Below are 10,618 nucleotides of genomic sequence, written 5' to 3'. Positions count from 1 at the left end.
TTGTCCCCTTGGGAAACCGAGGGGGACAAGCCCGAGGGCAAACCTGACTCAACGACGCTATGAACGCCACCTTGGAGTGGCTGGTCGATCTGCTGATGATGACGATCGGCATTACCGGCATCTCGAACACGCTGCTGGATGGCATCCTGGACAACGCCTTCCTGGCGTTCGAACTGTTCGAATTCTTCGACCGCCGTGTGCAACTCGGTCCGTATGGGTTTCCGGAGCGGTTCTTCCCGACGCAGTCGACCTACGACATCGACACCCTCTTTGCCGCCATATCCGCGTCGTGGGACACGGCCGGTTACCCGGCCGCGCAGTTCACGTTCTACAACGGAATGCCCTGGCGCTTAGGAAAGACGTTTTCCCGGCCACGCTGGCGTCGATCATCCGCCGCAACACCCTCTACACGGATTATCTCGACGAGATCAAGGTCACCGACAACGTGCAGGTGCGCGGCCGCATCGACGTCCAGGTCGGCGACGGCAGGCGTGAAGAGGCCCCGATGACGATCATTCAGCGCAAGATCGTCGGCCTCGAAGAAGACGCCATGCTCGCGCTGCTGGCCCCCCCGAACAGCTAAGGAGCTGAAATACGTTGAGCATCTACGGTGAGACACCCTCTGGTGCGGTGAATGGCACCAACAAGGTGTTCGCGACAAGCCAGCCGTATGTGACTGGCAGCACGCGGGTTTACGAGAACGGCGAGCGGCTGCACCTCGGCGTCGATTACACCGAGTCGGCCGCGTCGACGCTGACGTTCACCAACGCGCCCGCGAGCGGCGCGGTGCTGCTGGTTGACTATGACATTACCGCCAGCGGCGTGAGCTACCCGGTGGGGGAGTGGACATTCAACCCGGAGGGATACCCGGCCGGTGCGGCGCTCTACAACGGGCCAACCCTGTTCCCGGGCGGCCTCAACCCCGGTGAAACACAAACCGCGGTGTGCGTGTTCGGGCCCAACGGGGCTGTGGTGAACGTGCCGCCGGTGTTCGACGGGCCCCCGGGCGAGCCCGCGCTGTTCGATTCAGCGTCGGCTGCCACGCTCTCGCCCGGCTCCCCGGCGACGGTGGAGATTACTCCGCTGTCGCCTGGTGGCCCGGGCCAATCGTCGCACTACGCGCTGGCTTTCGGTATCCCGCAGGCCAGCCGGGCGCGCCCGCCCAACACGCTGATCAACCCGCAGCCCGTCGACCTTGAGGGCACACCGCTGGCGGGCTACATGATCGGCTACGACGCCACCAACACCAAGGCGCAATGGCAGCCGATCCCCTTCGCGGCCGTGTACAACGTGACCGGCATCCCGACAACCGGGCCGTCCGCCGGGAGATCCGCACGCTCGGGACACTGACGATCCAGGGGCGCCCGACCGCATATGTGCCGATCGTGTTCGCGTCCTGCGAAGTCTCCGGCACCGCTAACACGCAGGTTGATTTGGTTGCGCGGCTGAACGCCACGGGCAACAACACCCAGACGGGCACCGAGATCGGCCGCGGCTTCGGCACGTTGGGCGCGACGCCGCCGCCGCCGGTGATCGGCCCCGAGGGCACCGGCCTGTTCGCCAGCGGTTACGGGAAGGTGCCAGCCAACACTGAGGCGACGATCTTCCTCAACGCCGAGGATCAGGCGTCGACCAACGACGAGTATTCGACCGGCCGCTGCCGCTTCACCGTCTGGGCTATACCCGTCGCGTCATGACCAACCCGGCCCCCTCATGGACGACACCCAACCCAAGCGTCCACTACGCGCCCGGCTCGAGCCTCAACACACCGGCGTTCACGCCGCAGCAGATCGAGGCCATCGGCCAACAGCTCGTCCTGGGATTCCTGCGCTGGGTTGTCCAAGCGTTGATCGGCGTGGTCACCGGCCAAAACCTCAGCGGTGTGCTCGCGCAGCTGTCGTCGTGGTCGAACACCTTGCAGTCCGACATCAACGGCGCCGCAACCGATGTGCAGCAGGCCATCGACAACGTGGTCCAGTTGTTCGGCGGCTCCGGCACCAACAACCCGGTGTCGCAGATCCTGTCGCAAGGCAAAGACGCGATCAACCAGCTGGTCAACTCGCTGCAAGGCTTGTCGACCGGAAACCCGTTCGGGGACTTCGCTAACGCGCTGCAGGCCATCCCCGGATTGAACATCGCCGGCCAGCTGCGCCCGCAACCGGTGTTGTGCTCGCGGGCGCGCACATCGTCGACATCAACCCCGAACTGCTGTGGGCGCCCGGCTTCGACACCGCGGCGTCGGTGTCGGCGCGCGCCCCGCAGATCACCTGGGACGGCACCACCGGGCGCACCAACCCCGGTTCGCTGCTGATCCAACCCGACGGCGCATACCTCTACTCCGATGTCGGCAACCCGATCCCGGTCACGCCCGGCGAGCAGCTCGCCATGTCGATCTGGGCGAAGTGGGCCGGTCTCGTCTACACCGGAACCAACCCAATCCGGCTGGAGGTGCTGCAGTACAAGTTCGCCGGTATGCAGGTGCCGCAACGCGTGTCATCGGTCGTGCTGGCCGAGTTCACCAACCCGCCAGCGAGCCAGTCGGTGTGGCAGCAGCTTTCGCAAACCTTCACCGTCCCGATTGACGGCAGCGTTGACACGGTCTTTCTGCGCCCCCTGGTGGACGCGATTGCGACTGCGGGGCAGGTGTGGTTCGACGACGGCTCGGTGAAGAAGGTCAACACGATCCCCTCGAATCTGCTGTCCGGCGTTCCCGCGTCCGCCATCAACGGGATTCAGGGCATCGAAGACATCGGCTCGACGATCCAAAACACGTGGGACAACCTCGCCACCACACTGGCGAACGCGCTCAATCTGTCGGGGGTGTCGAGCAGCGGCAACCCGCTGTCGACGGTGACGCAGGCGGTGCAGAGCACCGCGCACGTCACCGTCAACGCGATGACGTTGGCGCAGAACGCCACCAACACGCTCGGCATTCAGGACAACCGGGCGGTCTCGGCCGGCCTTGAGGAAACCGTCGAGTCCAACATGAGCCTGCAATCGCTGGGCTCCGGTTCGGCTCCCTCGACGGTGACGGCGACCCAATCCGCGTCGGCCGGCGGCTTTCTGCGCGCCAGCCAGGCGAAAACCCTCGGCTTTCACCAGTGGTGGGGCTACTACTCCGGCACCGTCACAGCGTTCTACCTGAACTTCGCCAAGATGGACAGCTCCGGCAACATCACGCCGCTGTTCAGCTCCGGCGACCTGCACACCAACCTGTCGACGACCGGGCAGTGGAACGTCTACACCTTCCCCTACGCAGACGAAATCCCGGTCAACCCAGGCGATGTCATCCTGGTCGAATACCAGGTCGTCGGCTCCGGCACCGTGTACATCGCCGGGCTGGGCCAATCTTGGCAAACCAACCACCCGAGCGCGAACACGAAACAGACCGGCTTCACCCGCAACACCGGATCCAGCGGGCCCACCGCGCTATCGAGCGGCATCACCTACACCGGCAACACCCCATACGTCGGGCTCGGGGTGAGCAACATACCGCCGAACTACCAGCCACCCGTAACGAGCACCTACACCGCGGCCGGCCAATACACCTTCACGCTGCCGCCTTGGATGGTTGCGGGCAACAAGCTCGACCTTGCCGGCGTCGGCGGCGGCGGCGCCGGCCAGGGCGAGCAAGGCTACAGCGGAGGGCAGGGCGGTTCGGCCGGCAGCTGGAACGTGGGAACCCTGGTTGTCGGAACCGATATTGCGCCCGGCGGCACGATCACCGTCACCGTGGGTGCCGGTGGGCCGCAGCAGATTCAATACTTCACCGCCGGACTTCCAGGCACCGCGACCACATTCCAGTGGACCGACCCTGGCGGCACCCAGCACACACTGACCTGTCCCGGCGGCGCAGGGGGATCGGGCATCCCAACCAGTCAATACGGCGCCTCACCCGGAAACGAAACCTACAACGGCGTCATCTATTACGGCGGGGCACGGCGAACGAAAGCTTCGCCGGCAGCGCGCCGGGGTGGTGGCGGCGGTGCGGCGCCGTATTCGTTCGGCGGCGCGGGCGCTGATGGCCAAGCATGGATTAGGGCGTACCAGTCATGACGCTGCCGTTCGGGGACAGTGTTTGGTCTGCACCGCCCTCGTCGACGGGCTGGTGGCCGGTGATCGACGCAGCAGTCACCGTCCCGGCCATGTCGGCGATCGCGAAGATGCCCGCGCCCAGCATTCAGGACTCCATCATGATGGTGGTTCCCGGAATGCAGGCCGTCGCAACGATGCCCGCACCCACGGTGGGGGTCATCGTGCCGGCCCCGGCGATGGCCGCCACCGCAACCATGCCTGCGCCGGCCCTCTCAACGAGCGGCACGATCACACCACCCGCGATGTCGGCGGCCGCCTCCATGCCCGCACCGGCGGTATCGAGCGGCGTCAACCTCGCCGCCCCAGCGATGGCCGCGGCCGCCTCCATGCCGGCGCCCACCGCGACCGTCTCGTCGTTCACGCCGTTCAACGAGACCAACACTGCGCGCACCAACCAGCCCGTCCCGGCCGGCACCAAAGGCTGCTACGTGACGCTGATCGGCGGCGGCGGTGCAGGCGGTAACGGCGGCCTGTCCGGCGGCGGCGGGGGCGGCGGTGGCGGCGGCCGTATCGATCGGGTATGGATCCCTGTCGCTGCCCTGGGCTCCACGTACTCGGTCGGAGTGGGTGCCGGAGGGGCGTCGTCAGGTGGCAACGGCACCGCGTCGACGTTCACCTCGGGCGGCGTCGCGCTGTCGGCCGGGGGCGGCCACGGCGGCTCAACCGGCGGCACTGCCGGCGCTGGCGGCACATCGTCGGCGACCGGGGTTTCTGCGACCACACACACCGGAACCGCCGGCGGCTCGGGCAGCACCACTTACGGAGGCGCCGGAACCAGCGACACCACCAACAACGTCGGCTGCGGTGGTGGCGGTGGCGGCGAGGGCGCCTTCGGCTCTGGCGGCAATGGCGGCAGCTCGAAGACCGTGACCGGCGGTTCGGGCAGCAGTAGCAGCGGCGCGACACCAGCCAACGCGGCCGCCGGTAACGGAGGCGCAGGCGGCGGCGGCGGCTGCAACGGCACCGGCGGTAACGGCGGCCTGTACGGCGGCGGCGGTGGCGGCGGCGGTGGCGGCGTCGGCGCCAATTGGTACGCCGGTGGCTCCGGCGGCGGCGGCTACACGCTCATCGAATGGAACTAGCCCGCTGACAGCGGCTCTCAAACGAAAACCCCTCCCGCACAACACGTCCGCAGAAAGGCGGCTTCATCAGCATGGCCGTAACCGCTCACTTCTACAACAGCTTCTTCACTGCGCTGGCGCAGGGAAAGATCAACCTGACATCGGACACACTCAAGCTGGCGCTCGTCGGCTCCGGCTACACACCCAACCAAGCCGCCGACCAGTTCTGGTCGACGCCGCAGGCGTATGAGATCAGCGGCCCCGGCTACACCGCCGGGGGTGTGGTGATCGGGTCGATCGCAATCACCACAGCAGGTTGGGATTTCACCGGCGCCAACGCGCAATGGTCCAACGCCACATTCTCCGCGTACAAGGCAGTGCTCTACGACGCCCAAACCGGCTCAGCCGCAACCGATCCGCTGATCGGCTGGGTCGACTTCGGCGGGGTGCAGTCCCCGTCCAACGGCGTGTTCGCGGTGAACTGGTCGGCAGCCGGCATCGGCGTCATCACACCCGCCTGACATGAGCGCAACCGGCTGGCTGACCGCCTTCGCGACCGGCGGCCTCGCCTCAGCTGCCATCGGCGCCATCCTCGAATACGTCGGCCGCGCCATCCATCACGGCCACAAGGACAACAAATGAGCACCCGCGCTCACCCTCTCTACAGCCTGTCGGTGCTCGACAAATACCGCACCCAACCGCTGCCGCCCGGCTATCCCGAGCACCGGCGCACCCTCTACGCCCCGGTCGACGACGTGCACGGCGCATTGTGCTATCTGCTCAACAGCGCCCAGCACTCCCTGGTTGTCGCCATGTACGGATTTGACGACCCGCAGCTCGCAGAAATACTGCGCAGCAAGCTCGTTCAAGAGCACTGCTACGTGCAGCTCACCCTGGACAGCTCGCAGGCCGGCGGCGTCCACGAACGCCAGCTGCTCGCCGAGCAGGACTATCCGGCGTCGTCGATCGCTATCGGACGAAGCGAACACGGCCGCATCATGCACATGAAAATGGTTGTGGTCGACAACCTTTGGGTGGTTCAGGGCTCAACCAACTGGAGCGACGCGGGCGAACGCTTGCAGGACAACGAAATGAGCGTCACCGCCGACCCCTACGTCGCCGCCGAGGCCCGGGGCCGCATCGACGCCATCCACGCCAACATGCTCGGCAAACAGAAAGGTTACTGATGCCCGCACCCAAGAAAGCAACCGCGGTCAAACAGGTGGCCGCCAAACACCGCCCCACTATTGCGCTTCCGCTGTTCGGCACGGTGCCGGTGCCGGAGCTCGACCAGCTGGCCTACTACGGCGGTGTGGCTGCGCTGGCAGCGCTCGAGCTGATCGAGTGGCCGATCGCCGCCATCGTCGCCGCCGGGCACGTCCTGGCCCACAACCGCCACAACAAAGCGCTCGCCGAGCTCGGCGAAGCACTCGAGCAAGCATAGGAGACCGCCGTGAAATACAAGCTCGGATTGAAGCCCGTCCACACCCATCCGCGAGTCCGGCTGTGCGACTACTACACCAGCGACCTGCCAAGCGTTGATTCGCTGAAGTTCCCGCTCGGCCACGCCGGTTTGATTGAGCCGCACATGTTCATGAACGACCAGCTCGGCGACTGCGCTATCGCAGGAAGCATCGAGGAGATCCGGCTGGCGAACGCGCTGCGCGGTGTCACCGTCAACTTCACCGACGACACCGCGGTGCAGAACTACTCGGAGATCACCGGATACAGCCCCGCCGATCCCGGCAGCGACCAAGGCACCGACGTCCACGAACTCTACGAGTTCCGGCAGAACACTGGCATCGTGGACGCGGACGGCAACCGGCACAAGATCGTCGCCTACGCCGGCCTGACACCGGGTGATTGGGACGAGATGCTGATCGCTTTGAGCCTGTTCGAGATGGTCGGTATCGGTGTCCAGGTTCCCGACTACGCCGAGGCGCAGTTCGAGGCCGGGCTGCCGTGGCACCTGATCGCCGGGCGCCACAGCATCGAAGGCGGCCACTACATTCCGATCTGGGGCGCCTCCGACCGCCACACTGCGCAGCTGCCCACATGGGGCGCCGAGGGCGGCATCACGTCCCCGTTCTATTCCACTCTCAACACGGTTGCCGTGGTCGCGCTCACCGAGGAAATGTTCACCGGCGGCAAGAGCCCGCGGGCGTCGACTTCAACAAGCTCGCACGCGATCTCGCGCAACTGAACACCGGGCCCGTGCTGACACCGCCGCGGCGGCGCTCCCGCAAGGACGCCGACGATCCGGCACCCGAACCGGCGGCGTGAGCCGATGGCTTGCCACGCTCATCGCCGCCGCATCCCTGTTGCTGATGGCGCCGACGGCCGCAGCTGACGCAGCGACCCAGGTCGTCGACGTCGCCCGCACCGCGCTCGGAAAACCCTATGCGTGGGGCGCGGCCGGCCCAGACGCGTTCGACTGCTCCGGGCTGATCTTCTGGGCCTACGCCCAGATCGGCATCACCGTGCCGCGCACCAGCCAGCAGCAAGCCATCGGCGGCCAGCCCGTCGACCGCAACGATCTGCAGCCCGGCGACGTCGTCACCTTCTACCCCGACGCCAGCCACGCCGCCCTCTACACCGGCGGCGGCAACGTCATCCAAGCATCCACCTACGGCAGGCCAGTGCAAGAAGTACCGCTCGAGCAGGCCGGCCCATTCCACAACGCACGCAGATACCTGACGAGGGAAACCATGACTCTGTTCGGTGTTGACCTGTCCAACAACAACTGGGGCGGTGCGCCGCCCGCGTCGATCGTGCCGACCCTCAACGAGATCATCGCCGAGGGCTTTCGTGGATCGAACACAAATGCTCCGAAGGCAACTACTACGCGGACCCTACTGGCCCACCGTGTGGCAGTGGGCGCAGCAGACCGGCAACATCGTCGTCGCCTACCACTACGTCACCACCGACGACCCGGCCCAGCAGGCGCAGAAATACCTCTCGAACGACCCGAGTAACGGGGCGGCGCCGTGCATGCTCGACTTCGAAGCCAACTCCGGTGACATCACCAACTTTTGGGCCGTGTGGAACGCGTTCGTCGCGGCGGGTGTCAACATGCGGCTGTCCTATATACCGCACTGGTATTGGCAACAGATCGGCTCCCCCGACCTGTCCGGTGTGGTCGGGCTGGTGTCGTCGGCCTACTACGAAGAGGGCAACTACGCCAGCACCGAATACGCCGACGCGGGCGGCGACAACGGCCAAGGCTGGACCGGCTACGGCGGCGCCACCCCCGTCATTTGGCAATTCACCGACGCCGCGCTGGTTGCGGGAATGTCCGTGGACGCCAACGCATTCCGAGGGTCGATCAGCGACCTGCAAACACTACTAGGAGGAGGGCTGTTCATGGCACTAACCGACGACGAACAAACCGAATTGCTACAGAAAACCCGCGAGATCTGGGACCAGCTGCGCGGACCCAACGGTCAAGGCTGGCCTCAGCTCGGCCAAAACGCGCAAGGCCAAAACCTCACGCCGGTCGACGCGCTCGCGTCGGTCAAGAACTCTATCGAAGGGAAGCAATGATGAGTGACGCCAACAGCTTGCAGGCCGACGTCTCTGGGGTGAAAGTCGATGGGACACCGATGCCGTGGCGCAACGTGCTGGCGCGGCATCCTCGCAACATCGGCGATATCGTCAACGACCCGGCGCGCGGCCCCTGGAACTCTACCCACAACGGTCAGAGCTATCAGGGCACCTATGACGCGTTCGAGCAGCAGGTCACCGTCGCCGAGCAGATCGCGTGGACGCACGTCTTCTCCGACGGCATCGAACGCGACTCCGGGGACGTGCTGATCGAGTTGATGGAATTCGCGATCCAGTGGCGCAAAGCCAACGGTCTTCCGACGAGCGCGAAATGACCGGGTGGGCGGACCTGCAGGCCGGCATCTCCGGTGTTGTGAAGGTCCGGCACGCTGTGCTCACCGTGGGCGGCACGTGGGAGTCGGCGCCGGGCACCCAGTACCCGTCGATGGTGGTCGCCGGGCTAAACACCTACGTCGATGACGGGTTGTGCTACGAGGTTGCGGTGCCCTACCCGGCGTCGTTCGGCCCGGTGGGCGGTTCGGCCTCGTCGCCGAGCTACCAGCAGTCGGTCGCTGACGGCTACAACTGGATCGCGGAATGGCTCGCCGCCAACCCGTTGCAGACGTTCGTCCTCGGAGGCTACAGCCAAGGCGCCGAGGTGGTGTCACGCGTCGCGATCGACATCATGGACGGCCCTCTCGCGCAGTACGCCCCGAATTTCGTGGGCGGCTACACGTTCGGAAACCCGTGCCGCGGAGCCGGTTTCTACGCCCCAGGTATCGCCGACCCAGGGGGGCACGGCATCTCGTCGCTGAACATGACCGAGCTGCCGATGCGCGACGGGCAGGTCGTGTGGGCCGACTACGTGCATAGCCCGGCCAATGGCGACGCCGGCCTCGACATGTACGCGAGCGTCCCCAACGGCCAAGTCGGGCAGGACATGACCGACGTCTACACCGTGGCCACCGGCCTGCAGTTCAACGACCTCGGCGCACTGACCACCGACATTGTCAACGCACTGGTCATGGCCGTCAAAGATCTCGGTCTGATCCCGGCGTTCACCGGCGGCATCGCCGGGCTGGCGGCCGCCGGACTGGGCGCGCTCGAGGGACTGCTGATCGGGTTGATCAGCGGGCCGCAGGCCAACGCCACCGGCACCCAGGCCGCCGTCGAGGCCGCGCTGCAGGGCATCGACTTCCTGGCTGCGCCCGGCGGCCCAACCGCACCGCACATCAGCTACGTCGGCGAGATCGGCGGCTACTCAAACCTTGTCGCCAACGCCGTGGGTTTCCTGCACAACATCGCAACACTCACAGCGCGGCGGCCTAAACCCCGAAAGGTCATCGAAGATGAGTATCAAACTCCCGTTTAAGCCGTCCAAGGCAGCGCAGGCCGCGGTCGCGGTCCTGGCCGCCACTGGCTCTGTCGGTACCTACGCGCTGCATGAGTTCGCCGGCATCCTTCCCGAGACGTGGGCCGGCGCGATCAGCAGCGGCTTGGCGGTGATTGCCGCTGTGGCGGGCTTCATCAAGACCGCAGAGCCGCTGATCGACGACCTCGACCAGTTCGCCTCCTGATGGGCGAGCCGACCACCCTGATCGGGCTGGCCGGGCTCGTCGTCATCACGGTCGGCGGCTGGGGAAAAGCATGGATCGACAGTCGCAACCATGCACGCGCAGTCGGCGGCATCCGCGACCAGCTCGTCAACGGTCACGACTCGAACCTGCGGGAAGATCTGGACGAGTTCCGGGCCGAGGTCCGCGCCGGTTTCGATGACGTGCGCCGCGATATGCGCGGCATCCGCCAGGACATCGGCGGTGTCCGCGGCGAGCTGCGTGACGAGCGCGAAGCACGGCTCGACCTCGAGCGGCGCATCGAAACGGCGAAACGCCGCCACCCCGAACAGATGTGACGTGACC

At 66.2% G+C, this 10,618-nt stretch carries 17 protein-coding genes; 16 read left to right on the top strand and 1 reads right to left on the bottom strand.

The genetic code is table 11. The annotated features are described in order from the left end of the window. The coding region (locus G6N47_RS29895; protein ID WP_232080286.1) for a hypothetical protein at positions 1–203 on the bottom strand (203 nt) is incomplete at its 3' end. An 86-nt stretch (positions 204–289) separates the two neighbouring features. Here G6N47_RS29895 and G6N47_RS24920 point away from each other — a divergent pair. The 16 genes from G6N47_RS24920 (at position 290) to G6N47_RS24850 (ending at position 10,611) form a co-directional block, all read left to right on the top strand. Continuing rightward, positions 290–583 carry a hypothetical protein gene (locus tag G6N47_RS24920; RefSeq protein ID WP_163659750.1) on the top strand — a complete coding sequence of 98 codons (294 nt, stop codon included), beginning with the start codon at positions 290–292 and terminating at the stop codon, positions 581–583. A 14-nt stretch (positions 584–597) separates the two neighbouring features. Beyond that, complete coding sequence (locus tag G6N47_RS24915; RefSeq protein WP_163659748.1) at positions 598–1,350, top strand: hypothetical protein; 753 nt, start codon at positions 598–600, stop codon at positions 1,348–1,350. Beyond that, positions 1,257–1,697 carry a hypothetical protein gene (locus G6N47_RS24910; RefSeq protein WP_163659746.1) on the top strand — a complete coding sequence of 147 codons (441 nt, stop codon included), beginning with the start codon at positions 1,257–1,259 and terminating at the stop codon, positions 1,695–1,697. Before G6N47_RS24915 ends, G6N47_RS24910 begins: the two co-directional genes overlap by 94 nt. After that, positions 1,694–2,311: a hypothetical protein gene (locus G6N47_RS30465; RefSeq protein WP_456299302.1), complete on the top strand. Its 618-nt coding sequence runs from the start codon at positions 1,694–1,696 to the stop codon at positions 2,309–2,311. Before G6N47_RS24910 ends, G6N47_RS30465 begins: the two co-directional genes overlap by 4 nt. A gap of 74 nt (positions 2,312–2,385) precedes the next feature. Next, positions 2,386–4,056, top strand: a complete 1,671-nt coding sequence (locus tag G6N47_RS24905; RefSeq protein WP_456299304.1) for a glycine-rich domain-containing protein — start codon at positions 2,386–2,388, stop codon at positions 4,054–4,056. After that, on the top strand, positions 4,053–5,177 hold the full coding sequence (locus G6N47_RS30095) for a glycine-rich domain-containing protein (RefSeq protein ID WP_163659482.1): 1,125 nt from the start codon (positions 4,053–4,055) through the stop codon (positions 5,175–5,177). Before G6N47_RS24905 ends, G6N47_RS30095 begins: the two co-directional genes overlap by 4 nt. 71 nt (positions 5,178–5,248) lie before the next feature. Then, positions 5,249–5,677 carry a hypothetical protein gene (locus G6N47_RS24895; RefSeq protein ID WP_083129671.1) on the top strand — a complete coding sequence of 143 codons (429 nt, stop codon included), beginning with the start codon at positions 5,249–5,251 and terminating at the stop codon, positions 5,675–5,677. A gap of 117 nt (positions 5,678–5,794) precedes the next feature. Beyond that, entirely contained in the window at positions 5,795–6,343 is a 549-nt protein-coding gene (locus G6N47_RS24890) for a phospholipase D-like domain-containing protein (protein ID WP_083129670.1), read from the top strand. Beyond that, positions 6,343–6,600: a hypothetical protein gene (locus tag G6N47_RS24885; RefSeq protein WP_003921248.1), complete on the top strand. Its 258-nt coding sequence runs from the start codon at positions 6,343–6,345 to the stop codon at positions 6,598–6,600. Before G6N47_RS24890 ends, G6N47_RS24885 begins: the two co-directional genes overlap by 1 nt. A 9-nt stretch (positions 6,601–6,609) precedes the next feature. After that, on the top strand, positions 6,610–7,359 hold the full coding sequence (locus G6N47_RS24880; RefSeq protein WP_232080285.1) for a hypothetical protein: 750 nt from the start codon (positions 6,610–6,612) through the stop codon (positions 7,357–7,359). Between the two features lie 124 nt (positions 7,360–7,483). Then, complete coding sequence (locus G6N47_RS30225; RefSeq protein WP_163659742.1) at positions 7,484–8,131, top strand: C40 family peptidase; 648 nt, start codon at positions 7,484–7,486, stop codon at positions 8,129–8,131. Beyond that, entirely contained in the window at positions 8,022–8,699 is a 678-nt protein-coding gene (locus tag G6N47_RS29870; protein ID WP_232080284.1) for a glycoside hydrolase family 25 domain-containing protein, read from the top strand. The genes G6N47_RS30225 and G6N47_RS29870 overlap by 110 nt, the downstream gene beginning before the upstream one ends. Beyond that, positions 8,699–9,034, top strand: coding sequence for a hypothetical protein (locus G6N47_RS24865; RefSeq protein ID WP_083129667.1), 336 nt, complete (start codon positions 8,699–8,701; stop codon positions 9,032–9,034). The genes G6N47_RS29870 and G6N47_RS24865 overlap by 1 nt, the downstream gene beginning before the upstream one ends. Continuing rightward, positions 9,031–10,071, top strand: a complete 1,041-nt coding sequence (locus G6N47_RS24860; protein ID WP_163659740.1) for a PE-PPE domain-containing protein — start codon at positions 9,031–9,033, stop codon at positions 10,069–10,071. Before G6N47_RS24865 ends, G6N47_RS24860 begins: the two co-directional genes overlap by 4 nt. Next, positions 10,049–10,276: a hypothetical protein gene (locus G6N47_RS24855; protein WP_083129665.1), complete on the top strand. Its 228-nt coding sequence runs from the start codon at positions 10,049–10,051 to the stop codon at positions 10,274–10,276. The genes G6N47_RS24860 and G6N47_RS24855 overlap by 23 nt, the downstream gene beginning before the upstream one ends. Continuing rightward, on the top strand, positions 10,276–10,611 hold the full coding sequence (locus G6N47_RS24850; RefSeq protein ID WP_083129664.1) for a DUF2746 domain-containing protein: 336 nt from the start codon (positions 10,276–10,278) through the stop codon (positions 10,609–10,611). The genes G6N47_RS24855 and G6N47_RS24850 overlap by 1 nt, the downstream gene beginning before the upstream one ends. Positions 10,612–10,618: the final 7 nt, after the last annotated feature.

Origin of the sequence: Mycobacterium branderi (genome assembly GCF_010728725.1) — a bacterium.
In the GTDB taxonomy this organism is placed as follows: domain Bacteria; phylum Actinomycetota; class Actinomycetes; order Mycobacteriales; family Mycobacteriaceae; genus Mycobacterium; species Mycobacterium branderi.
This window is presented reverse-complemented; position numbering and strand designations above follow the sequence as displayed.

Bases quoted from the DNA above. Each gene is read 5' to 3' on its own strand.
- G6N47_RS24855 (WP_083129665.1), top strand. From the start codon at position 10,049: ATGAGTATCAAACTCCCGTTTAAGCCGTCCAAGGCAGCGCAGGCCGCG.
- G6N47_RS24910 (WP_163659746.1), top strand. From the start codon at position 1,257: ATGGCAGCCGATCCCCTTCGCGGCCGTGTACAACGTGACCGGCATCCC.
- G6N47_RS24865 (WP_083129667.1), top strand. From the start codon at position 8,699: ATGAGTGACGCCAACAGCTTGCAGGCCGACGTCTCTGGGGTGAAAGTC.
- G6N47_RS24860 (WP_163659740.1), top strand. From the start codon at position 9,031: ATGACCGGGTGGGCGGACCTGCAGGCCGGCATCTCCGGTGTTGTGAAG.
- G6N47_RS24885 (WP_003921248.1), top strand. From the start codon at position 6,343: ATGCCCGCACCCAAGAAAGCAACCGCGGTCAAACAGGTGGCCGCCAAA.
- G6N47_RS24850 (WP_083129664.1), top strand. From the start codon at position 10,276: ATGGGCGAGCCGACCACCCTGATCGGGCTGGCCGGGCTCGTCGTCATC.
- G6N47_RS24895 (WP_083129671.1), top strand. From the start codon at position 5,249: ATGGCCGTAACCGCTCACTTCTACAACAGCTTCTTCACTGCGCTGGCG.
- G6N47_RS24905 (WP_456299304.1), top strand. From the start codon at position 2,386: ATGTCGATCTGGGCGAAGTGGGCCGGTCTCGTCTACACCGGAACCAAC.
- G6N47_RS30095 (WP_163659482.1), top strand. From the start codon at position 4,053: ATGACGCTGCCGTTCGGGGACAGTGTTTGGTCTGCACCGCCCTCGTCG.
- G6N47_RS30465 (WP_456299302.1), top strand. From the start codon at position 1,694: ATGACCAACCCGGCCCCCTCATGGACGACACCCAACCCAAGCGTCCAC.
- G6N47_RS30225 (WP_163659742.1), top strand. From the start codon at position 7,484: ATGGCGCCGACGGCCGCAGCTGACGCAGCGACCCAGGTCGTCGACGTC.
- G6N47_RS24890 (WP_083129670.1), top strand. From the start codon at position 5,795: ATGAGCACCCGCGCTCACCCTCTCTACAGCCTGTCGGTGCTCGACAAA.